The following is a 20787-nucleotide window of genomic DNA, read 5'->3' on the forward strand; positions in this document are numbered from 1 at the left end:
GGACTCCCCAGGCATGCAAGGGGGGAGTTACGCCGGAGGACGCTTCCCGTGTCCCCAGGGGGCTTCCTCCGGGGCCGGAACACGACGCGGCGAGACGCGCATTTTCCGCCCCCTTTTTCACGCCGGGTCCGACACGCGCCACCCCCGGAGGCAGGTCACACCCATGGAGAGACATTGGGCCGGGGAGTCCCTGGATGTCTGTCTATTCCATGCAAGGAATTGGCGTCTGCTTGAAGTGTTGCAGCCGTACTGGCCGCCGTGAGGCGTAAAGAAGCGCGACAGCGTTTGTCGCATCCGTGAGAAAAAAAGAATCCGGCCCTCGGCGTTCTCTGGAGGGAAGGGAGGCGGTCGCATGGTGCCAGGGAGGGAGGAGCCGCCAGTCCGGGAGGGCTCTGGAGGGGAGTTCGCCGCGTTCGCGATCCGCCATCAGCCGGTGCTGGTCGCCATCGCGCGCAATGTGTGTGGCAAGAGTGCCAGTGATTGCGACGACCTGGTGCAGGACGTGCTCTTGCGCGCGCTCCTGCAATGGGAGCGGCTCAAGCGCTGGCCGGAGCCCGCACGCCGCGCGTGGCTGGTGCGCGTGCTGCACAACCGGTTCCTGGACCAGTGCCGCCGCCAGGGCGCGGAGACGGACCGCCGGGTGGATCTGCACAACGTGCACATGCTCTTCGAGGATCCGGAGGACGCGCCGGAGCCCGAGCAGTGGGAGTGCGTCACGGAGGACGAGCTGCGCCAGGCCGTGGCGCGGCTCAACGAGAAGCTGCGCCAGGCGTTCGAACTGCATGCGCGGGGCCTCCGCCATGCGGAGATCGCCCGGCGGATGAACACCCCCAGCGCGGGAACGGTGGGCACGTGGCTCTTCCACGCCCGCCGCCGCCTCAAGGCCATGCTCCACGACACCGCGGAACGCCGCCGCCAGGAGAGGGAACGATGAGCACCGCCGCGTGTGAGGACCTTCAGCCCTTCCTGGACGGCAGCCTGTCCGCCGAGGACCAGCGCCGCGTCCGGGGCCACCTGGCCACCTGTGACGTCTGCGCCCGCCGCTTCCACGACCTCCTGCAACTGGAGATGCTCGCGAGGCTCGCGCTGGAGGACGCGGCGGAGAGCGAGCGCTGGGTGTCCGCCCGCCAGGCCCGCGACACGGTGCCCGGAGCCGACTGGGACGACGTGCCGGAGAACTGGCCCGGGGAGGTGCTCGCCGCGCCGCCGCCTCCGGAGCGCGAGGGCCGGGCGTGGCACCAGGGCGCCCGCCGCTTCCGCCGCCGCTGCCCGGGGTGCGCCAACTGCTGCCCCTGGTTCGCGAAGACGGAGGCGGTGGAGGCCGTCAGCGCGCCGCGCCTGCCGTGCCCGCGCACCAGCCGCTCCGGTGCGACGCTGCTGCGCCCCCGCACGCGCCGCTGAGCGCACGGGCTCCGGCCGCCTGCTCCTCCCTGGGGGGCAGGCGGGGGAGCCAGCGGCGAACGCTGTCAGCGGAATCCACCAAGGATTGCTCCCGCTCGCGTTTCGCAAGAGACGGGAGGCGGCCTCGCGACTCGGGGCCCTGACGCTCGATGGATCTCTGGTGCAAGAAGCTCTACCGGTTCCTGGATGGGGAGCTGGAATCGGGGGACGAGGAGCACTTCCGGCTCCATCTGGCCCTCTGCCGTGCGTGCGCCAGCGGGCTGCATGATGCCATGCAGTTGGAGATGCTCAGCGTCCAGGCCCTGTGTGGCGCCGTGGCGCACAACGACGCGCCACCACCCCCCGCACCCGTCCGCGCGCCCGTCCGCTTCCCGTTGCCACAAGGCCGGTGGCGGCATGCGCTGGGCGCGGTGCTGGCCATGGGGCTGGGAGCGCTTGCCGCGTTCATGACCGGGGACGGCTTCCGGCCGGGAGACGCGTGGCGGGCGGATGCGTCCGCGCGGGAGCTGGAGGCGCGCATCGCGTACCCGGCCGCGGACCGCTACCTGCCCTACGTCCCCGTCCGGACAGGGGCGGGGGACGCGGCGGCGCTCGCGAGCGACCCGCCGGTGCCCCTGCGGACCCTGGCGGCGCTGGAGGAGCGGGGGGACCTGCACGGCATCGCGGCGGCCTACCTCGTGCGTGGCGAACTGCGTCAGGCGTCGGACTTCCTGGCGCGCAGCGCTCCCTCGCTGGACCGGGACAGCGACCGGGCCGTGGTGGCGATGGCGGCCGGAGAGTGGCGGCGCGCCCTGGACCTGCTCGAAGGCGTGCTGCGTCAGGCGCCGGACCACCCCCAGGCCCTGTGGAACCGGGCGCTGGTGCTCAGGGCCATGGGGCGCCCGCTCCAGGCGGCGGAGGCCTTCGAGGCCGTGGCCCGCCGGGGGGAGCCGGGGTGGAGCGAAGAGGCCGGAATCCGGGCCCTTGCCCTGCGGCAGGGGGGCTCCTTCTTGAAATGATTAGCCGCGACCCAAGGATTCTGGCGGTCGGCGTCTAATTATCGAGGCGCGGCGTGGCGGCGGCGGCGAGGGGGACGGAAAGGCACCGCACCCGGGGGGAAGCGATGTACCGCATCGATGCGTGGAGCCAGGGGGACGGCGCGCTGTGGGCGCCCGGTTCCAACGGGGGCGCGGGCGTGCGGCCGGAGGACGAGGCCCGGGAGACGAAGGGGTACCGGGTCGACGAGCAGGAGGGGGACGGGGAAGAGGACTCCCGGCACGAGGGTGGGGAATCGCTCCTCGATTTTGAAGACAGCGACCTGGATTGGGTCGCCAGCTACTGAGGTAACGGCGCGCGCGGTTGGATGTCCGCGCTCCACGCGGCCTTCGGGGGAGGGCCGCCGCTTCCAGCGGATTCGCGGGCCGTGAGGCCTCGCGGGTTCCAGGTGTCCCGGACCGGGGGGGACGGGATCCGGAAGTGTGTGGGAGCGAGGACATCCGAGCGGGTGAGCAGGTGGGAATGCGCCCCAGGCCCTCCGTTCCCGGACCCCATGGGTTCCGGGAGCGGGGGGCTTCGGTTTTTTGGGCGAGCTAGGCTGCTCCACCTTCTTCCCGACCTGGAGTTCCCGACATGAAGCGTTGGCGCGCAGTCCTGCCCGCCCTGAGCCTGGGCTGTCTGGTGGCATGTGCCACCGTTCCCGTGAGCGCCCCCACCGCGCTCGCCACGTCACCGGTACCGCCGCCGTCCCAGGAGCGGGCCCTGCGCGAGGCCTGGCTGAAGGAGCGGCACGGGCTGCTCCTGGACATGATGCGCCGGCACGGCGTGGCCATGTGGGTCGTGGTCAACGAGGAGTTCCACGATGATCCGCTGACGGCCTGGGTCGCGCCGCCCATTCCCTACGCGGGCAACCGCGACGTGTTCGTCTTCGTGGACGCGGGGGACGCGGGGCTCCAGAAGGTCGCGTTGACGGGCTACGCCACGGAGGCGGTGACGCGCTTCTTCGAGTCGCCCCCGGTGGAGCGCAAGCAGGCGGAGGCGCTCGCGGACCTGGACGCGCGCTACCACCCACGCACCATCGCGCTGGCCATGGACGGGCGGCGGGGCGTGACGCGCAGCCTGACGCACGACACCTACAAGTGGCTGGTGGAGGCGCTGGGCCCGTCCGCGCAAGAGCGCTTCGTGAGCGCGGCGCCGCTCATCGAGGAGTACCTGGACACGCGGCTGCCCGGTGAGTTCACGCCCTACCGCGACCTGGTGGTGCTGACGGAGTCGCTGGTGAAGCGGGCGCTCTCCAATGAAGTCGTGGTGCCCGGCAAGACGACGGTGGGGGACGTGCGCCGCTGGCTCTACGACGCGCTGTTCGAGGCGCGCGTGGGCACGTGGTTCCAGCCGGACCTGCGCGTGCAGCGGCAGGGCATGAAGGACGGCTTCTCCCGAGGCTTCCTGGCGGTGGCGGACGAGGCGGTGGTCATCCAGCGCGGCGACCTCGTGCACGTGGACTTCGGCGTCTCTGCGCTGGGGCTGAGCACGGACTGGCAGAAGATGGCCTACGTGCTGAAGGACGGGGAGACGGACGCGCCGGAGGGGCTGAAGCGCGCGCTGGAGAACACGCGGACGCTGCAGGACGCGCTGATGCTGCGGGCGTCGCGGCCGGGGCGCTCGTCCGCGGACGTCTACGACGCGACGATGGCGGAGATGAAGGAGCGGGGCATCGAGGCCAAGGTCTACAGCCATCCCCTGGGCGCGCAGGGCCATGCGCTGGGCGCGTCCATCGACTTCCGCGCGGCGTCGCGCTCGGAGGCGCCACGGCTGTTGCGCAAGGGCTCGTACCTCGCCGTCGAGCTGAACACCGTCACGCCCGTGCCAGAGTGGGGCGGGCAGAAGGTGGCGGTGATGCAGGAAGATCCGGCGTACCTGACGGACGAAGGCTGGCGGTTCTTCGTGCCGCGCCAGGACGCCTTCTATCTCATCCACTGACGACACGAAGGGAGCGGACGTGATGCGCGGGGGCAGACCATGGACGACGTTCGGAAGAGGGGCGTGCGCACTGCTCCTCCTGGGAGTAACGGGATGCAGTGCCGCCAGTGGGGACGAAGCCCCCGCGCGGCAGGAGAGCCCGCTGGCCTCGGAAGCGCCGCTCCGGCCGCCGCGCGCGGTGGACAGCCTGCTCAGCCTGTTCGACCAGACGGCCTCCGTGGTGGAGGGTGAAGTCACGGACGTGCGCGGTGAGTATTCGCCGCGCACGGGCCCGTGGACGGTGGTGACGCTGGGCAACGTGCGGGCGCACCTGGGCGCGGCGCCGAGGGAGCTGCGCCTCAAGCAGGCCGGAGGCGAGCTGCCGGATGGACGGCAGCTCGTGGTGAGCCATGTGCCCCGCTTCGTCCGGGGCGCGCGCTACGTGGTCTTCCTGCGCAACACCGGGTGGAGCCTGTCGCCCGTGCTGGACGAGCACGCCTTCCGCGTGGAGTCGGTGGCGGGCCGGGAGGTGCTCGTAGGGGCCGAGGGCGGGCTCGTGGAGGGCCTGGGCTCGGCGGGCGTGCAGCAGACGGCGCCGGTGTTCGAGACGGTGGACCTGCAGGGCGCCCGCCCGGCGCTGCGCGCGGAGGCGCAAGCCCGGGGGGCTCCGGAGGGGCTGGAGCGGGAGGCATTCCTCTCGCTGCTCCAGAACCACCTGCGCGCGCGCGGGCTCACCGTGACAGGTGCGTTCCGCGAAGAGCCCGTCACCACCGCGTCGTCGCTGTCCGTGCCGGTGACGCCCGCTGCGGCGTCGCCTGCGGTGCCGAAGGCCGTTCCCCTCCAGCCCGAGCGGGACATCCCGCCCGGCCAGCCGTGATGAGGTCCGCCATGAAGACAACGACATTCGTGGGCATCGTCGCCGCGCTGGTGCTGGGTGGCATGGAGGCGGGCGCCGCCGCCTGGGACACGTGCAACGGGACGCCGGTGAAGTGGTACAGCGGGCCGGTCGTGTACCGGAACCGGTGCAGCATCCCGGACTCCGGCAACGTCAACTCGGCGTACTGGAACGGCTTGAGGCAGTGGGACGACCTGTCTCACATCGTCAGTGGCTTCAACGTGAACGCGGCGACGGACTGCTCGCTGGACCACAGCGACGGGCAGAACGAGATCGGCCTGTGTGACCGGGCGGCCATCGACGGGAACAACGGCGTGACGTACTCCGTCGTGGGCCTGTGCTTCATCGGGAGCAACGGCATCGACGAGGCGGACATCTGCATCGCCAGCGACCTGGACTTCACGCCGCGCACCGGTGAGGCGTTCGGCACGTCGGGCCGGAGCACGTTCGTGCACGAGGCGGGGCACTTCTTCGGCTTCAAGCACGAGGGCGGGCACAGCATCCTGCGCACCTCGCCGCCGCACCTGGTGACGGGCGGCTACGAGTCCTCCACGCTGTGGCCCACGAACGCGCAGGGCATGAACACGCTGTATGGCTATTCGGTGACGAAGTCGAACCTGCTGCCGTCCGCCATGGGCGTGGTGGGGGACGTGGCGCAGACGCTGGATCCGGCCGGCACGAAGACGGTGTGCCGGGGCACGGTGCAGAGCGCGAAGTTCTACGTGGGCAACATGGGCAACGCGGCCGCGACGTCCTACGGGATGCGCGTGCGCCTGAGCCCGACCGCGCCGCCGAATGGCTACTACGAGTCCACCAACGTGGTGGCCACGTTCAACCACTCGCTGGGAGCGTTCTCGGAGGGCATCTACTCGCTGGGCTTCACGGTGCCGACGACGCTGCCGTTCACCACGTACTACGTCTATCTGGACATGGATCCGGCGGGCACGGTGGACGAGCTGAAGGAGAACGACAACACCACCGTCAGCGCCATGGTCCTGCGGGTAGGGTGCTGAGCATGCGGCACGGGGCCGTGATGGCGGCGCTGCTGCTGAGCGCCTGCGCGAAGCCGAAGGAAGAGCGGGTGGCGTCGCGTGATGCCCTCACGGCGGCGGAGCGTCCGCAGCCGCGAGGCGCGGCCACCGTGCGCACGGTTGAGGGCACCTATTCAGCCCCGTCCGTGCGGTTCAGCGCCGACTTCCTGGGGGAACCGCCCGTGACCTTGTGGCTGGTCGCGCTGAGCGCGCAATCGGACGACGGGGGGACCTGGCGCTTCCGCATGGCGGTGGATGAGAAGTTCGTGACGTCGAAGCACGCCACTGCTCGGATCATCCCGCAGACGGCGCTGGGCCCGGGCCTCGCGGTGGTGGACTCCCAGGTGGCCAGGGGGCCCGAGATGATGATGGACGAGGGCACCCTGGAGCTGACCGTCACCGGGAAGCAGGCGAAGGGTGAGGTCCGGATGAAGGACGGAAGCGTGCGCGCGACGTTCGAAGGACCGCTCACCGTCGAGTGCACGGTGCCACCCGCGTGGCTGGGCGGAGCGAACGCGCCCGTCCCGTCCTCTCCCGATGACGGGACGGTCCGGGTGCCCGATGAGGCACTGGCCACGAAGCAATGCCGGGCCGTGGCGGACGCCTTCCGCTAAGGCCGGACCCCAGGGGGATGGAAACGCGGCCCGAGGAATGCGGCTCCTCGGGCCGCCGGACTACGCCGCGGGGCGCGGTCCTCCTCTGTCCACGGAGCATCCCATGCAGGCTCGTTTCCTCCGCTCGTGTGTCCTGGCCACGCTGTCCGCGTTGTCCCTCCTCGCCTGCGGCGGTGGTGCGCCCGAAGCAGAGCCGGTGAGCCCGGAGGCGACGGAGCGCGAGTCCGTCACCCAGGCCTCGGTTTCGTGCGTGGATGAGTGCTACCAGGCCTCCTCGTGGTGCCCGGCTCAGTGTCAGGTGACGTATGAGCAGTGCGCCGCGGCCATCTCCATCTGCTACGACTCGTGCAACCGCGGCGTAGGCCCCTGGTTGCCCTGCTGAGTCGCGAGCGCGGCCCGGTCGCCAGGATGGGGCCGGGTCCGCCTCACTCCGCGTCGCGACCGCTCACGTCGGCCCAGGCCAGCCCGAAGCGCGCCAGGTACTTCCGGAGCCGGTCCGCGTCGTTGACGCTCTTCTTCTGCGCACGCGACTGCGCGAACAACATCCGGCCCGCGTCGGACAACGAGCGCGCGGAGCGGCACACCGTCACCACGTCCGCGAGCTGCACGCGGTCGAATCGGTCCAGCTCCGCCGCGCGCGTGGCACCCATCACCTCCACCAGCACGTCTTCTCCCGCTGATGTCGCCGCGCCCGCGGGCCGCCACTGCGCTCTCAGGCGGTCCAGTTCCTCGTCCACCACGTCGCGCGTCATGCGCCCACCGGCCGCCAGCGTGGACATGCGCAGCACCGCCGCGTTGAGGTCGCGGAAGTTGCCGCTCCACCGGCCTTCGGGGGACGTGGCGAAGCGCAGGAAGTGCTCCTGCGCTTCCTTGCTCATCGTCACCCGCGTCCCCAGTGTCTGGGACGCTTGATCCAGTTCGTATTGCAGGTTGGGCGCGATGTCCTCTGGACGCTCGCGCAGCGCAGGCAGCCGGAAGGTCCACAGGTTGATGCGCGCGAGCAGGTCCTCGCGAAACCGCCCTCGCTCCACGTCCAGTTGGAGGTCGCGGTTCGTCCCCGCGATGAGCTGGAAGTCGCTCTCCGCCTCCTTGTCCGCGCCCACCGGCAGGAACCGCTTGTCCTCCAGCGCGCGCAGCAACATGGCCTGCTCGTCCGCGCCCAGCTCTCCAATCTCGTCCAGGAAGAGCACGCCGCCGTTCGCCTGCCGCATCAGTCCGGGCCGGTCTCCCACCGCGCCCGTGAACGCGCCCTTCACGTGGCCGAAGAGCGTGGACATGGCGCCGTCACCGCGCAGCGTGGCGCAGTTCAAGTCCACGAACGGTCCCGTCACCTGGTTGCGCGCCTTCTTCAGCGCGTAGATGCGCTTCGCGAGCTGTGACTTGCCCGCGCCCGTGGGCCCCGTCAGCAGCAGCGGCGCACGGGACTGCACCGCCACCTGCTCGATCCGCTCGATGAGCCGGTTGAAGGCGGCGTTGCGCGTGTCGATGCCGGACTTGAGGAATGACAGGCCTTCGCGCTGCTGTTGCCGGAAGCGCGCCGCCAGCGTGTCGTAGTTCGACAGGTCCAGGTCGATGATGGCGTGCGTGCCCACCGCCCCGTGCTCCTTCCCCTTGCCAGGGGACGTCTGCACCAGCCGGCCCGGAATCAGCCGGCTCTCCACCAGGAGGAACATGCAGATCTGCGCGATGTGCGTGCCCGTGGTGATGTGCACCAGGTAGTCCTCTTCCTCCGGATGGAAGGAGCTCGCGCGCACGTGGTCCAGGAGCGCGCCGTAGGTCTCCTCCAGGTTCCACGGATCCCGGATGGGCAGTGACGTGAGCCGCACCTCCGTCTCCGGAGACACCTGCGCGATGTCGTCCCGGATGACCGCCGCCAGCGACGTCCCATGGGGCGGGTGCAGCAGCTCCAGCCGGTGCACCAGCAGGTCCTCCTGCTGACACAGCGACACCGTGGGCCGCCATCGCGCCCAGCGCTGCGCCCCCATCCCCGTGTCCAGCGTCGTCCCCAGCATCCCGATGACGACCGTCCGCCGCGCCTTCGCCTTTTGAGCCATCAGGATAGGTATTTATCCCATGGGATACGGATTTCCAGCCTGCCCCGGTGGTTTCCCTCGGGAACGGCGTTGGCACGCCGGCTGCTCTAGCTCCCCCACGTGACCGGGACACAGAGCCCGCGTCGAACGACCGAAAGGTGCAGAGCCATGGACCGCATGAATGCGAACTACGAGGTGCTGTCGGACGAAGCGGGCCGCCCCATCAAGGCGTGGACGGTGGGGGTGCCGTTCGAGGACGAGGCGAAGAAGCAGCTTCGCAACCTCCGTGGCCTGCCCTTCATCCACAAGTGGGTCGCCGTGATGCCGGACGTGCACCGCGGTTACGGCGCGACGGTCGGGAGCGTGGTGCCCACGGTGGGCGCGGTGGTGCCGGCGGCGGTGGGCGTGGACATCGGATGCGGGATGATCGCCGTGCGCACGACGCTGCGCGCGGATCAGCTGCCGGACTCGCTGCGCGGGGTGCGCTCGGCCATCGAGGCGGCCGTGCCGCACGGCCGTACGGACAACGGCGGCCGGAATGACCGTGGCGCGTGGAAGGACTCGCCCGTGACGCATACCGCCGCGTGGACCGCCTGGCGGAAGGGTACGCCCAGATTGTCGCGAAGCATCCTCGCATCGGCCGCGGGCCGGAGCTGGCGCACCTGGGAACGCTGGGAACGGGTAACCACTTCATCGAGCTGTGCGTCGATGAGTCGGATGGCGTGTGGCTGATGCTGCACTCGGGGTCGCGCGGCGTGGGTAACCGCATCGGAAGCCACTTCATCGAGCTGGCGAAGCAGGACATGGAGCGCTTCTTCATCCACCTGCCGGACGCGGACCTGGCGTACCTGCCGGAAGGAACGGAGCACTTCGAGGACTACGTCTTCGCGGTGAGCTGGGCGCAGGACTTCGCGGCGATGAACCGCGAGCTCATGCTGCACTCGGCGGTGGAGGCCCTGAAGGCGAGCGGTGAGCTGCCTCCGTTCGAGCTGTCCGAGTCCGCGGTGAACTGCCACCACAACTACATCTCGCGCGAGCACCACTTCGGAAAGAACTGCTTCGTGACCCGCAAGGGCGCGGTGCGGGCGCGCGAGGGCGACATGGGAATCATCCCCGGCAGCATGGGGGCCCGTTCCTACATCGTCCGCGGGAAGGGAAACGCGGATGCCTTCCACTCGTGCAGCCACGGCGCGGGCCGGGTGATGTCGCGCGAAGCGGCGAAGAAGCGCTTCACGCTGGAGGACCACGCGAAGGCGACCGCGGGCGTGGAGTGCCGCAAGGACGTGGACGTGATTGACGAGACGCCGGCCGCGTACAAGCCCATTGACGCCGTGATGGCCGCGCAGGCGGACCTGGTGGAGGTCGTCCACACGCTGAAGCAGGTGGTGTGCGTGAAGGGATAGCCGAAGCAGTCCCACCCGTCGCCCCGCGGAGGTGCTCATGCCGGGATGAAGACACCGAGGCGCCCGTTCCCCCCAAGAGGTCCGCGAAAGCGGCCGTTAAGGGTGGGGGAGCGGGCGCCGCTATTTTTTGTAATCAGGGATGGGATGCTGCATCCGTCCGCGAGCGCGCAAAGGAGCACCACGCACATGGTTCGCATCGATGGTTCACAGGGGGAAGGGGGCGGCCAGGTGCTGCGCACCGCGCTGGCGCTGTCGCTAGTGACGGGCACGCCGTTCGAGATGGTCAACGTGCGCGCGGGCCGCGCCAAGCCGGGCCTGCTGCGTCAGCACCTCACCGCGCTCAAGGCCGCGGAGACCGTGGGCGCCGCGGAGGTGACGGGCGCGGAGCTGGGCTCCAAGCAGCTGTCCTTCCATCCGCGCGCGTTGTCCGCGGGCAACTACCACTTCGCGGTGGGCTCGGCGGGCAGCGCGACGCTGGTGCTCCAGACGGTGCTGCCCGCGCTCCTGCACGCGGAAGGGGCCTCCACGCTGATGCTGGAGGGCGGGACGCACAACCCGGCGGCGCCGCCGTTCGACTTCCTGGAGAAGACGTACCTGCCGCTCCTGCGCCGCATGGGCCCGCGCGTGGACGTGACGCTGGATCGTCCCGGCTTCTATCCGGCCGGTGGTGGCCGCTTCCGCGTGGACATCCAGCCCGCGAAGCTCCAGCCGCTCCAGTTGCTGGAGCGCGGCCGGGTGCTGCGCACGGAGGTCGTGGCCCAGGTGGCGGCCATCCCGTTCGACGTGGCGAAGCGCGAGCTGGACACCGTGGCCGCCGTGCTGAAGCTGCGGCCGGATCAGCAGCGGCCGGAAGAGCTCAAGCGCTCCTACGGTCCGGGCAACGTGCTGCGCGTCGAAGTGGAGAGCGAACACGTGACGGAGGTCTTCACCGGCTTCGGTGAGCGCGGCAAGCGCGCGGAGACCGTGGGCGAGGAGGTGGCCGCGAAGGTGAAGCGCTACCTGGACGCGGGCGTGCCCGTGGGCGAACACCTGTGTGATCAGCTCCTCTTGCTGTGTGCCCTGGCGAAGGGCGGCCACTTCCGCACGGTGGCGCTGGACAGCCATTCGCTCACGCAGCGCGAGACGATGGCGCACTTCCTCGACGTGAAGGTGGACGTGCGGGAGCTGGAGCGCGACGTCCATGAGGTGACGGTGCGCGCCTGACGTGGGGATGGGGCAGGGCGGTGCCCCCTTGTCCGGCCGGACGCCCGGCGGTCGGACGAGGCGCGCGTTCAGCGGAACGCAACCCATGACGTTACCTCGCAGCCTTCCTACGTTGTGACCCGTGGGGGAGGCTGCCCGTGGCGGAAGTCCCTGAAGTCGAAATCATCGTCCGAGACCTGAAGCAGGCCGTCGTGGGCCGGCGCTTCGTGGGCGCGGAGGTCCTGATGCCCGCGGCGGTGCGCTTCGCCTCGCCGCCGGACTTCATCCAGAACCTCACGGGCCGCAAGGTGCTCGCGGCCGAGCGGCGCGCGAAGTTCATGCTGCTCACGCTGGATGACGGGCAGACGCTCGCGCTGCACTTCATGCTCTGGGGGGAGTTGCAGCTGCGGCCCGTGGGAAGCGAACGGCCTCCCTCGACGCTCGTCGTGCTCACGCTGGAGGGCAACGAAGAGCTCCAGCTCACGGACACGTTGGGCTACGCGCGCGTGGCGCTGGGGCCCACGGCGCTGCTGTCCTCGCAGCTCAAGCTGGAGGAGCTGGGGCCGGAGGCGCTGGGTGAGACCTTCACTCCAGAGGTCCTGGCGAAGCTGCTTCGCCGCAGGCGCAGTGCGCTCAAGACGGTGCTCCTGAACCAGCGCGTGCTCGCGGGGCTGGGCAACCGCGACGCGGACGAGAGCATGTGGGTCGCGGGCATCGACCCGCGGCGGCTGGCGTCGTCCCTGTCTCCGGCGGAGCTCGTCCGGCTGCACCAGGGCATCCGCGACGTGCTGGAAGAGGGCCTGCGGTTGCGCGGCACGCAGCGCGACCTGTTCGGCGTGCAGGGACAGGCGAAGCACCGGCGCAACATCTTCGGCAAGACGGGAGCACCCTGTCCCCGCTGCGCCACGCCCGTGTCTCACCTGCGCATTGGCGGCCGCAACACGCACTGGTGTTCGCACTGCCAGCCCGCGGACGGCGCCTCGACCGAGGCCCCGGCGCAGACGTCACTGCTCTGAGCTGGTATGAACGGGAGTGTGTCCGACGTTCCCGCCCCCTCGCCCCTGTCGCTCGATGACGCGCTCGCGCGCGCGAGCGAAGAGCTCCAGTTCCCCAGCTACTACCAGTCCAGCGTGCGCCCGCTCCTGCGCGACCCTGAAGGCCGCTGGCCGCACTGCTGCGGTGGAGGCTGCGAGCCGTGCGCCCAGACGCTCATCCGCGTCGCGATGCGCGCGCTGGAGCTGATGGGCACGCCGCGCCAGAGCCCGCCACCGGACTTCTAGGGGACTTCTAGAAGAGCCGCGTCCCCAGGCCCACGCGCCCGGTGAGCCCCAGCCGCGTCTGGCCCGCGCCCGCGCGCTCCTGGAACGTCTCCACGCCCACCTGTCCCGCCGCGAGCAGCGACAGGTTGCCACCCAGGTAGACCTCCACGCCAAGGCCGCCCAGCGCCTGGAAGCGCCGCTGCTTTTCGCCCGTGAGCCCCAGGTCGATGGGCAGGTCCACCAGGCCCAGTACCGCCACGGTGTCCGCCACGCGGTAGCCCGCCACCATCCCCGGCAGGATGCGCACCAGCACGCCGGAGAAGTTGTCGTCGTCCATGTACGTGGAGCCGGAGTTGAGCACCAAGCCCACGCCCAGCGTCGGCGCCAGCCCGAACCTGCCGCTCCGCACCACCTCCTTGCGGCCCACGAGCTCCAGTGACGCGCCCAGCTTGAACCAGTCGAAGCGCGCCCGCGCCTCCACCTCCAGCGCGCCCAGGCCCTGCCGGAACCCCAGGCCCACCTCCGGCGCGCCCGTGTAGCCATAGAGCGCCGTCGCCCCCGCGGGCAGCATCACCGGAGCCACCACGGAGCCCAGCGGGTCCTCCTGCGAGAAGGAGACGTCGGCGTCCTGGGCGGAGGCGAGGGTGGGCAGGACGAGGAGGGCGAGCAGCGGTCCGAGGCGCGTCATGGCGCGCACCCTAGCTTGGCTTGCAGCCTGGCCAAAACCCAACGAATCCAGGGACTTGGGGGCAGGTTGTACATTCGGCCGGGTTCCCTGGAAGAATGGGGAATCCATGGTTGCCTACCTGCACGCCGCACCGCCTCCTGAAACCTCCACGCCCTCGGGAGGTCGTGACGCACTCGACCTGCCGGGTGGGAGCGGAGGTTGGGTGCTGCTCGTGGGGGAGACGGCGCGGCCCGCGGTCGCGGCGGCGCTCGCCCGCGAGGGCTTCGAGCCGGTGCTCGTGGATGGGGCCCGCGCGGCGCTGGAGCGGCTGGGCCTGGAGGCGGGCGGGACGCTGCCGGACGTGGCGCCCACGGATTCGAAGGACGAGTTGCCCCGGCTGGTCATCATCGACGCAGACCTGCCGGACGGTGACGGCTTCAGCCTTTGCGGCGTGCTCCGCGCGGACCCGAAGTGCGCGCACCTGCCGGTGCTGCTGGTGGCGAAGTACGCGGAGGAGTTCCACCGCGACCTCGCCGCGGGCGTGGGCGCGGACGAGTACCTGGTGGAGCCGGTGGACGCGCGCGACGTGGCGGTGCTCGCGCGGCTCAAGGCGGGACGGCGCGGCGAGGAGGACGTCTACGACGCGCACACCTCGACCCTGCCGCTCGGGGCGCTGGTGCGCGCCCTCCTGTCCGGCGTGCGCTCGGGGCGGGTGGTGCTGTCGGAGGACTCGGGCGCGCTCTTCTTCCGCCATGGCCTGGTGGTGGACGCGGCCTTCCACGGCGAGCGCGGCAGCCTCGCGTTCCGGCGCCTGCTGTGCTTCGGCACGGGCGCGTACACGGTGACGTTCGGCCCGGAGCTCCAGCGGGGCAGCTTCTCCATGGACCGCGCGTTCCTGTGCGAGCAGGTGGTGCCGGGCCTGGAGCGCTTCGAACAGCTGCGCGTCAAGGGCCTCCCCCTGGCGGCGCGGCTCACGGTGGACTTCAACCGGCTGTCGCAGGAGCTGCCCTCCCTGCCGGAGGACGTGGAGCAGGTGGTGCGCCTCTTCGACGGGCGGCGCACCGTGCGCGCGATGCTGCTGGAGTGCCGCTTCCCGGAGGCCCTGGCCTACGAGGCGGCGACCCGCCTGTTCATGCTGGGCGTGCTGGTGCCCGCCATCCTGGTGGAGGAGCGCGAGCGCGCCCGGGAGTCCGCGGGGCCGCCCCGCCTCTTCGAGCCCGTCCTGGCTCCCGATTCCGGGTCGGAGCCCGGGCCGGACGCGTCGTGAGGGTTTGACTCGGGCGGCCTGCTCGGGGCACAAGGCCGGGAGCGCCACGGGCTGAACGCCCGTCCACCTCTCGCCGAAGCCGCCGCCATGTCCGGTCACAACCGCTGGTCGAAACTCAAACGCCGGAATGCCGTCCTGGGCGTGGCCAAGGGCAAGCTCTACTCCAAGGCCATCAAGGAGATGACCGTCGCCGCGCGCCTGGGCGGCGGTGACCCGTCCAGCAACGCCCGCCTGCGCGTGGCCGTGGCCCAGGCGCGCGAGTCGAACATCCCGCGCGACACCATCGAGCGCGCCATCAAGAAGGGCACGGGCGAGCTGGCCGGCGAGTCCTACGAAGAGGTGACGTACGAGGGCTATGGCCCCGGCGGCGTCGCGCTCATCATCGAGTGCCTCACGGACAACCGGAACCGCTCCGCCAGCGACGTGCGCAACCTCCTGAGCAACTACGGCGGGAACATGGGCGCGGAGGGCGCCGTGGGCTGGATGTTCCACAAGAAGGGCGTCATCACCGTGAAGCCCGGCCCCACCGAGGACCAGGTGATGGAGCAGGCCCTGGACGCAGGCGCCGAGGACGTCGTGGACCAGGGGCCGGACGGCTTCGAGGTGCGCACCGCCCCGGCGGACCTGCACGCGGTGGGCGCGAAGCTGGAGGCCGCGGGCCTGCCCCTGGGCGAGCAGAAGTGGACCTTCGTGCCGCAGAACACCGTGAAGGTGGAAGGCGACAACGCGAAGCGCCTGTTGAAGCTGATGGACGCGCTCGACGACAACGACGACGTGCAGCACGTGCACGCCAACTTCGAAATCGACGAGTCCCTGATGGAGTCGCTGTCCACGTAACGCCCCGGCAAGGGCGCGTGGGAAAGGAACGGGCCGGTGCGGGTACTCGGCGTGGACCCTGGCAGCCGCTTCATGGGCTTCGGGGTGGTGGAGGAGAAGAAGGGCAAGCTCGTGCACCTGGGCCATGGCGTCATCAAGGTGGTGGAGTCCGCGCCCCTCGCTGAACGCCTGAAAGACCTGCACGCCGCCTTGAGCGCCGCGCTCGGGCGCTACCAGCCGGAGGCCGTGGCGGTGGAGGGCCTCTTCACCTTCCGCAACGCCAGAAGCGCCCTGGTGCTGGGCCACGCGCGTGGCGTGGCGCTGCTCGCCGCCGCGCAGGCGGGCCTGCCCGTGCACGAGTACGCCCCCGCCAGCGTGAAGAAGTCCGTGGGCGCCAGCGGCGCGGGCGGCAAGGACGCCGTGGCGCGCATGGTGCGCACGCTGCTCGGCGTGGATGAGGCGACGCTGGAGCGCGCGGATGCCAGCGACGCGCTCGCCGTCGCGCTGTGCCACTTGAACCAGTTCCGCGTGGGCATGCCCCGCGCCAGCGCTCCCGGCAACGGCAAGCGCAAGGGGGCCGCGTCGGTGCTCGCGGACCGCCTGTCGTCCGCCTACCAGCGCCCGGAGACCCGCCGATGATCGCCCGGCTGCGTGGCAACGTGTTGGAGAAGGGTGCTGAAGACGCCGTCGTCGACGTGAACGGCGTGGGCTACCGCGTGAACCTGTCCACCGTGTCGCTGGGCAAGCTGCCCGCGGACGGCCAGCCGGTGGACCTGCGCATCCGCACCGTGGTGCGCGAGGACGCCTTCGAGCTCTTCGGGTTCCTCTCCCCCGCGGAGGAGGAGCTCTTCCAACTGCTCAACACCGTGTCCCGCGTCGGTCCGCGCATGGCCCTGGGCGTGATGTCCGGCATGGAGGTGGGCGAGCTCATCGCGGCGCTGTCGCGCGGTGAGACGAGCCGGCTCGCGAAGATCCACGGCGTGGGCAAGAAGACCGCCGAGCGGCTCGTCCTGGAGCTCAAGGAGAAGGTGCGCAACCTCCACTCGGAGGGCATCGCGAAGGGCACCACCCCGCGCGCGCCCGTCACCTCCGGCAACAAGGCGGACCTCGTCTCCGCGCTGCTCAACCTGGGCTACAAGCAGCCCCAGGCGGAGAAGGCCGCGGACGTCGTCATCGCGCAGCTGGGCCCGGACGCCTCCTTCCAGGCACTCTTCCGCGAGGCCCTCAAGGCCCTGCGCTCCAGCCCGTGACCTCCGGACATCGCTTTCGCCCTCCAGGGCGAGACGCGGTGCTTCAGGGGGCGTGAAATCCTCGGAAAATACGCGCAAGGCTTTTTCCTGTAGGAATCCACTGTCGTCGCACGGCGAACGCTCCTGGCGTTCGCCTGCCGTCATCTGGGGATCCACGCCGCTCACGGTCTGACACCCCTGAGCAATCCTGGCCGGCCATGAGCTGGCCCATTCCGCTGCAAACATCAATTTCCAGCCCAGGTGCGGTGGTCCCGAAAGGGCCCCGCCGCGCCGAGGAGGCGTGTGTCATGGCGGCGTGGCGTGGTGTTCCGGTCGTCGTGGTGTTGCTCTCCGGTGTCATCGGGGTGGGGTGCGGCGGGGTCGAAGGCGAGGACGTGCCGGCGGTGGATGAGGTGGCGGCGGCGCTGGACTCGGTGGCTTCTGGAGGCGCGCAGCCGTGTGGTCCTTCGGCGCGGCTCGTCGGGGACGTCCGGCGCGGCGCGGAGGGCTCGGCGCCGGAGACGCTGGTGGAGGTGGGCGGGCAGGTCTTCTACGCCGCGGATGATGGCGTGTCCGGCCGCGAGCTGTGGGTGACGGATGGGAACGCCACGGTCGCGCGCCGGGTGAAGGACGTGCGGCCCGGAGCGTACGGCGGCACGCCGCGCTTCCTCACGCGGATGGGCGGGCGGCTCTTCTTCGTCGCGGATGACGGCGCGCACGGGCCGGAGCTGTGGCTGTCGGACGGCACCGAGAAGGGCACGGTGCTGGTGGCGGACATCCGGCGCGGGGCGCAGGGCAGCGCGCCGGACGGGCTGACGGTGGTGGGCAGCCGGCTGTACTTCACCGCGGATGACGGCGTGCGCGGCCGGGAGTTGTGGAGCACGGACGGCACGGCGACGGGCACGCAGCTCACGCAGGAGTTCGCGCGCGGGCCGGGCTCGCTGGTCCTGGACGACCTGACGGAGTGGAACGGGAAGCTCGCGCTGGTGGCGTACGGCGACGCGGTGACGCTGTGGGTGGTGGACGCGAGCTCCGGAACCTCGCGGGTGCTCTTCCGCGCCCCGGATCAGTCCGTCGTCTTCGCGCTGACTCCGGCGGGGAAGGACCGCCTCTTCTTCCTCGTGGACGTGGGCTTCGGCGAGGCGGACCTCTGGGTGACGCGGGGCCAGCCCTTCCTCACCTTCCCGTTGATGCACTTCGCGGGGGACTACCCGTCGGAGCTCACGCCGCTGGGCAGCGCCGTGTACTTCATGGCCGGCGCGGAGGGCTTCTTCGGCGAGCCCGGGGACCTGTTCCACGGCGGCGAGCTGTGGAAGAGCGACGGCACGCTCCTGGGCACCCGCCTGGTGAAGGACGTGCGGCAAGGGCCCCTGGGCTCGCTGCCCTCCGGGCTGACGGTGCTGGATGGGCGGCTGTACTTCTCCGCGGATGACGGCGTGCACGGCCGCGAGCTGTGGAGCTCCAACGGCACGGCGCAGGGCACGGTGCTGGTGCAGGACGTGGAGCCGGGGCCCGAGGGCAGCACTCCCACGTCCTTCGCGGTGGTGGACGGGTGGCTCTTCTTCTCCGCGACGACGGCCGGCCGGGGCCGCGAGGGCTGGTACTCCAACGGCGAACCGGGCCGCGTGGACCCGATGCGCGACATCGCGCCCGCGGGGCTGGACGCGAACCCCCACGGCTTCGTGCGCGCGGGCAGCTCCGTCTTCTTCCTCGCCACGGACCCGGGACAGGGGGAGGAACCCTGGGCGCTGCCCTTCCTCCCCGCGGCCCGCTGCGCCCTCCTGGAGCCCTGAGGACCTACGCCGCGCGCCGCACCGCGGGCGTGGGGTGCAGCCCGCCCGTGTTCGGCGCGGGCAGCACCACGGTGGGCCCCAGGCCCGGGGCCAGCAGGTGCGCGGTGAGCAGCGAGGACGGGTGGAAGTTGATGAACGACGCGTCATGCGCGGACGGGCCCGCGAAGAGCTTCTCCACCACCATGGACGCGTACTGCTCCAGCGAGTCCTCGCGCGTGTTGCCGTTGAGCACCACCTCCCAGCCCATCTGCTCCGCGAAGCGGCGCACGCCGGGGATGCGCGACAATAGCGGCGTGTAGCTCTCCGTGCTCACGCCGTTCTCGCTCACCACGAACACTTCGTTCGCGGTGGCCACCGCCAGGGACATGTTCCCCTGCGTGTGGCCGGGCGTGCTGAGCAGCGCCGCGCCCTGGCCCAGCCACGTGTCGCCGTCCAGCAGCACCACGCGCTCGTCCGGGATGTCCGCGCCGCCGGGCACGAACCACACGTGCTGCATGGGGTGCAGGTGCTTCACCATGGTCCACTCCGCGCGCTGCACCAGCAGCTTCGCCCGGGGGAAGACGGGCGGCGCGCCGTCACCGCCCAGCCAGCCGCGCAAGTCCTGGATGTGCAGGTGGTCGAAGGCCAGGTAGTCCACGTCCGACGGCGTCAGCCCCAGCTGCTCCAGGTAGCCCTGCACCGTGCCGTGGCGGGTGGACATCACCTTGTCGGAGAGGAAGGCGCCGTAGCGCTCGCGCAGCGCGCGGTAGAAGGGCGCCGCGTGGCCCCGCTCGTAGTCCGTGGGGTTGAAGAGCAGGGTGCGCCGCTGGCCGGTGCCGGCCTCCGCGAACTGCACCACCTGCATCCGGTTGGTCATCATCACGTAGGGCGCCGGGGACAGCGCCGCCCCGCTGAAGGCGAACAGCGTGGGGTAGGGGAACGTGATGAGGTCGCAGGTGGCCACCGCCGCCACCGGGCCTTCCCGGACGAAGGCCTCGCGGGCCTCCTGCGCGGCGCGGCGCAGCTTCTGGAGGCGGGGGCCGGGCGAACGCTCGGCGCGGGCCTCGGGCAGGAGGGGCAGGGGACGGAACGGGGCGGAAGCGGAAATCATGACGCGACTCCCTTCGGGCAGGGGGACGAGCCCCCTGGCTGGCCGGTCGGCGTGCCACTCCGAGTCTAGCGCCGCCAGAAGGGCAGCGACACGCGCCCCCTTCGCTGTATAGGGTCGGAATGGCGATGGCGAGGAAGTCCGACGACACCCTCTCGGGAGATGTTCAGCCGGAAGACATCCGGTTGGAGGCCTCCCTGCGCCCACGCACCTTCGACGAGTACGTGGGGCAGGGGACGGTCGTCGAAAAGCTCAAGGTTTACGTGGCCGCGGCCCGGAGCCGGGGTGACGCGCTGGACCACTGTCTGTTCTCCGGCCCCCCGGGCCTGGGCAAGACGTCGCTCGCGCACATCATCGCGAACGAATTGGGCGTGGGCATCCACGTCACCAGCGGCCCCGCGCTGGAGAAGAAGGGCGACCTGGCGGGCCTGCTCACCAATCTCAACGAGCGGGACATCCTCTTCATCGACGAGATCCACCGCCTCAACGCCGCCGTGGAGGAGTACCTCTACCCGGCGATGGAGGACTTCCGGCTGGACATCACCATCGACACCGGGCCCGCAGCCCGCGCGATGAAGATCGACCTGCCGCCCTTCACGCTGGTGGGCGCCACCACGCGCACGGGCCTGCTCACGTCCCCGCTGCGCGACCGCTTCCAGATCCAGGACCGCCTGGAGTACTACGAGCCGAAGTTCCTGGAGCAGATCCTCGACCGCTCCGCGCGCATCCTCGGCGTGCCCATGGACCGCGCCGCCAGCCGCGAGGTCTCCACCCGCTCGCGCGGCACGCCCCGCATCGCGAACCGCCTCTTGCGCCGCCTGCGCGACTTCGCCCAGGTGGAGGGCAACGGCCGCATCACCTACGACCTGGCGCACGACTCGCTGAGCCGCCTGGGCGTGGACGCCAGCGGCCTGGACGCGATGGACCGCAAGATCCTCCTCACCATCCTGGAGAAGTTCGGCGGCGGCCCGGTGGGCGTGGAGACCATCGCCGCGAGCGTGGGCGAACAGCGCGACACCATCGAGGACGTCTACGAGCCCTTCCTCATGCAGGAGGGCTTCCTCATGCGCACGCCCCGCGGCCGCACCGCCACGCTGCGCACCTACCAGTACTTCAAGAAGACGCCGCCCCCCAGCTCCCCACAAGGGGCGCTCTTCTAACCCGCACCCCGTCCCG

General features: G+C 70.9%; 21 protein-coding genes and 1 pseudogene. 19 read left to right on the forward strand and 3 right to left on the reverse strand.

All coding sequences use genetic code 11. The features are described 5' to 3' along the window. The first annotated feature begins 352 nt into the window (after positions 1–352). The 9 genes from ACX114_RS12240 to ACX114_RS12280 all read left to right on the forward strand — a co-directional run bounded on the left by ACX114_RS12240 (position 353) and on the right by ACX114_RS12280 (position 7257). Positions 353–934, forward strand: coding sequence for an RNA polymerase sigma factor (locus ACX114_RS12240; protein WP_120564062.1), 582 nt, complete (start codon positions 353–355; stop codon positions 932–934). Further along, positions 931–1401 (forward strand): anti-sigma factor family protein, encoded by a 471-nt coding sequence (locus tag ACX114_RS12245; protein ID WP_459297793.1) that lies wholly within the window; start codon positions 931–933, stop codon positions 1399–1401. Before ACX114_RS12240 ends, ACX114_RS12245 begins: the two co-directional genes overlap by 4 nt. Positions 1402–1550: 149 nt before the next feature. Continuing rightward, positions 1551–2399: a zf-HC2 domain-containing protein gene (locus tag ACX114_RS12250; RefSeq protein WP_459297794.1), complete on the forward strand. Its 849-nt coding sequence runs from the start codon at positions 1551–1553 to the stop codon at positions 2397–2399. 104 nt (positions 2400–2503) lie between these two features. After that, on the forward strand, positions 2504–2722 hold the full coding sequence (locus ACX114_RS12255) for a hypothetical protein (protein ID WP_459297796.1): 219 nt from the start codon (positions 2504–2506) through the stop codon (positions 2720–2722). Between the two features lie 287 nt (positions 2723–3009). Further along, positions 3010–4356: a M24 family metallopeptidase gene (locus tag ACX114_RS12260; RefSeq protein WP_459297798.1), complete on the forward strand. Its 1347-nt coding sequence runs from the start codon at positions 3010–3012 to the stop codon at positions 4354–4356. Positions 4357–4378: 22 nt separating this feature from the next. Beyond that, positions 4379–5212 carry a hypothetical protein gene (locus tag ACX114_RS12265; protein WP_459297800.1) on the forward strand — a complete coding sequence of 278 codons (834 nt, stop codon included), beginning with the start codon at positions 4379–4381 and terminating at the stop codon, positions 5210–5212. Positions 5213–5223: 11 nt separating this feature from the next. Continuing rightward, positions 5224–6243 carry a hypothetical protein gene (locus tag ACX114_RS12270; protein ID WP_459297802.1) on the forward strand — a complete coding sequence of 340 codons (1020 nt, stop codon included), beginning with the start codon at positions 5224–5226 and terminating at the stop codon, positions 6241–6243. 2 nt (positions 6244–6245) lie between these two features. Beyond that, positions 6246–6875, forward strand: coding sequence for a hypothetical protein (locus tag ACX114_RS12275; RefSeq protein WP_459297804.1), 630 nt, complete (start codon positions 6246–6248; stop codon positions 6873–6875). Between the two features lie 103 nt (positions 6876–6978). Continuing rightward, positions 6979–7257 carry a hypothetical protein gene (locus ACX114_RS12280; protein ID WP_459297806.1) on the forward strand — a complete coding sequence of 93 codons (279 nt, stop codon included), beginning with the start codon at positions 6979–6981 and terminating at the stop codon, positions 7255–7257. 43 nt (positions 7258–7300) lie between these two features. Here the strand turns inward: ACX114_RS12280 and rtcR are convergent, their stop codons facing one another. Next, positions 7301–8929 carry an RNA repair transcriptional activator RtcR gene (gene rtcR, locus ACX114_RS12285; RefSeq protein ID WP_459297808.1) on the reverse strand — a complete coding sequence of 543 codons (1629 nt, stop codon included), beginning with the start codon at positions 8927–8929 and terminating at the stop codon, positions 7301–7303. A 147-nt stretch (positions 8930–9076) separates the two neighbouring features. Here rtcR and ACX114_RS12290 point away from each other — a divergent pair. The 4 genes and pseudogenes from ACX114_RS12290 to ACX114_RS12305 all read left to right on the forward strand — a co-directional run bounded on the left by ACX114_RS12290 (position 9077) and on the right by ACX114_RS12305 (position 12773). Next, a pseudogene (locus tag ACX114_RS12290) lies at positions 9077–10311 on the forward strand (RtcB family protein). A 186-nt stretch (positions 10312–10497) separates the two neighbouring features. Next, on the forward strand, positions 10498–11514 hold the full coding sequence (gene rtcA, locus ACX114_RS12295; RefSeq protein WP_459297810.1) for an RNA 3'-terminal phosphate cyclase: 1017 nt from the start codon (positions 10498–10500) through the stop codon (positions 11512–11514). A 137-nt stretch (positions 11515–11651) separates the two neighbouring features. Beyond that, positions 11652–12509, forward strand: coding sequence for an Fpg/Nei family DNA glycosylase (locus tag ACX114_RS12300; RefSeq protein ID WP_459297812.1), 858 nt, complete (start codon positions 11652–11654; stop codon positions 12507–12509). A gap of 6 nt (positions 12510–12515) precedes the next feature. Continuing rightward, positions 12516–12773: a hypothetical protein gene (locus tag ACX114_RS12305; RefSeq protein ID WP_199746896.1), complete on the forward strand. Its 258-nt coding sequence runs from the start codon at positions 12516–12518 to the stop codon at positions 12771–12773. Positions 12774–12780: 7 nt separating this feature from the next. Here ACX114_RS12305 and ACX114_RS12310 read toward each other — a convergent pair whose 3' ends face one another. Continuing rightward, complete coding sequence (locus tag ACX114_RS12310; protein WP_459297814.1) at positions 12781–13440, reverse strand: hypothetical protein; 660 nt, start codon at positions 13438–13440, stop codon at positions 12781–12783. Between the two features lie 106 nt (positions 13441–13546). Here ACX114_RS12310 and ACX114_RS12315 point away from each other — a divergent pair, with 106 nt between their 5' ends. From ACX114_RS12315 to ACX114_RS12335, 5 genes are all read left to right on the forward strand, one after another. Next, positions 13547–14686: a response regulator gene (locus ACX114_RS12315; protein ID WP_459297816.1), complete on the forward strand. Its 1140-nt coding sequence runs from the start codon at positions 13547–13549 to the stop codon at positions 14684–14686. An 87-nt stretch (positions 14687–14773) separates the two neighbouring features. Further along, positions 14774–15523 carry a YebC/PmpR family DNA-binding transcriptional regulator gene (locus ACX114_RS12320; protein WP_459297818.1) on the forward strand — a complete coding sequence of 250 codons (750 nt, stop codon included), beginning with the start codon at positions 14774–14776 and terminating at the stop codon, positions 15521–15523. A gap of 36 nt (positions 15524–15559) precedes the next feature. Beyond that, on the forward strand, positions 15560–16141 hold the full coding sequence (ruvC, locus tag ACX114_RS12325; protein ID WP_459297820.1) for a crossover junction endodeoxyribonuclease RuvC: 582 nt from the start codon (positions 15560–15562) through the stop codon (positions 16139–16141). After that, complete coding sequence (ruvA, locus tag ACX114_RS12330) at positions 16138–16752, forward strand: Holliday junction branch migration protein RuvA (RefSeq protein ID WP_459297822.1); 615 nt, start codon at positions 16138–16140, stop codon at positions 16750–16752. Before ruvC ends, ruvA begins: the two co-directional genes overlap by 4 nt. 287 nt (positions 16753–17039) lie before the next feature. After that, entirely contained in the window at positions 17040–18524 is a 1485-nt protein-coding gene (locus tag ACX114_RS12335) for an ELWxxDGT repeat protein (RefSeq protein WP_459297824.1), read from the forward strand. Positions 18525–18528: 4 nt separating this feature from the next. Here the strand turns inward: ACX114_RS12335 and ACX114_RS12340 are convergent, their stop codons facing one another. Continuing rightward, entirely contained in the window at positions 18529–19614 is a 1086-nt protein-coding gene (locus ACX114_RS12340; protein WP_459297826.1) for an MBL fold metallo-hydrolase, read from the reverse strand. Positions 19615–19733: 119 nt separating this feature from the next. Between ACX114_RS12340 and ruvB the strand changes: the two genes are divergently transcribed. Beyond that, a complete protein-coding gene (ruvB, locus tag ACX114_RS12345; RefSeq protein WP_014395312.1) occupies positions 19734–20771 on the forward strand; it encodes a Holliday junction branch migration DNA helicase RuvB in 1038 nt (345 codons plus the stop codon). The last annotated feature ends 16 nt before the right edge of the window (positions 20772–20787 follow it).

The sequence above is a fragment of the Corallococcus sp. M7 genome (assembly GCF_054512695.1).

What these genes read in the sequence shown, in the direction of transcription:
- ACX114_RS12240 (WP_120564062.1), top strand. Translation starts at nt 353, where the DNA reads ATGGTGCCAGGGAGGGAGGAGCCGCCAGTCCGGGAGGGCTCTGGAGGG.
- ACX114_RS12245 (WP_459297793.1), top strand. Translation starts at nt 931, where the DNA reads ATGAGCACCGCCGCGTGTGAGGACCTTCAGCCCTTCCTGGACGGCAGC.
- ACX114_RS12250 (WP_459297794.1), top strand. Translation starts at nt 1,551, where the DNA reads ATGGATCTCTGGTGCAAGAAGCTCTACCGGTTCCTGGATGGGGAGCTG.
- ACX114_RS12255 (WP_459297796.1), top strand. Translation starts at nt 2,504, where the DNA reads ATGTACCGCATCGATGCGTGGAGCCAGGGGGACGGCGCGCTGTGGGCG.
- ACX114_RS12260 (WP_459297798.1), top strand. Translation starts at nt 3,010, where the DNA reads ATGAAGCGTTGGCGCGCAGTCCTGCCCGCCCTGAGCCTGGGCTGTCTG.
- ACX114_RS12265 (WP_459297800.1), top strand. Translation starts at nt 4,379, where the DNA reads ATGCGCGGGGGCAGACCATGGACGACGTTCGGAAGAGGGGCGTGCGCA.
- ACX114_RS12270 (WP_459297802.1), top strand. Translation starts at nt 5,224, where the DNA reads ATGAAGACAACGACATTCGTGGGCATCGTCGCCGCGCTGGTGCTGGGT.
- ACX114_RS12275 (WP_459297804.1), top strand. Translation starts at nt 6,246, where the DNA reads ATGCGGCACGGGGCCGTGATGGCGGCGCTGCTGCTGAGCGCCTGCGCG.
- ACX114_RS12280 (WP_459297806.1), top strand. Translation starts at nt 6,979, where the DNA reads ATGCAGGCTCGTTTCCTCCGCTCGTGTGTCCTGGCCACGCTGTCCGCG.
- rtcR (WP_459297808.1), bottom strand. Translation starts at nt 8,929, where the DNA reads ATGGCTCAAAAGGCGAAGGCGCGGCGGACGGTCGTCATCGGGATGCTG.
- rtcA (WP_459297810.1), top strand. Translation starts at nt 10,498, where the DNA reads ATGGTTCGCATCGATGGTTCACAGGGGGAAGGGGGCGGCCAGGTGCTG.
- ACX114_RS12305 (WP_199746896.1), top strand. Translation starts at nt 12,516, where the DNA reads ATGAACGGGAGTGTGTCCGACGTTCCCGCCCCCTCGCCCCTGTCGCTC.
- ACX114_RS12310 (WP_459297814.1), bottom strand. Translation starts at nt 13,440, where the DNA reads ATGACGCGCCTCGGACCGCTGCTCGCCCTCCTCGTCCTGCCCACCCTC.
- ACX114_RS12315 (WP_459297816.1), top strand. Translation starts at nt 13,547, where the DNA reads ATGGTTGCCTACCTGCACGCCGCACCGCCTCCTGAAACCTCCACGCCC.
- ACX114_RS12320 (WP_459297818.1), top strand. Translation starts at nt 14,774, where the DNA reads ATGTCCGGTCACAACCGCTGGTCGAAACTCAAACGCCGGAATGCCGTC.
- ruvA (WP_459297822.1), top strand. Translation starts at nt 16,138, where the DNA reads ATGATCGCCCGGCTGCGTGGCAACGTGTTGGAGAAGGGTGCTGAAGAC.
- ACX114_RS12335 (WP_459297824.1), top strand. Translation starts at nt 17,040, where the DNA reads ATGGCGGCGTGGCGTGGTGTTCCGGTCGTCGTGGTGTTGCTCTCCGGT.
- ACX114_RS12340 (WP_459297826.1), bottom strand. Translation starts at nt 19,614, where the DNA reads ATGATTTCCGCTTCCGCCCCGTTCCGTCCCCTGCCCCTCCTGCCCGAG.
- ruvB (WP_014395312.1), top strand. Translation starts at nt 19,734, where the DNA reads ATGGCGATGGCGAGGAAGTCCGACGACACCCTCTCGGGAGATGTTCAG.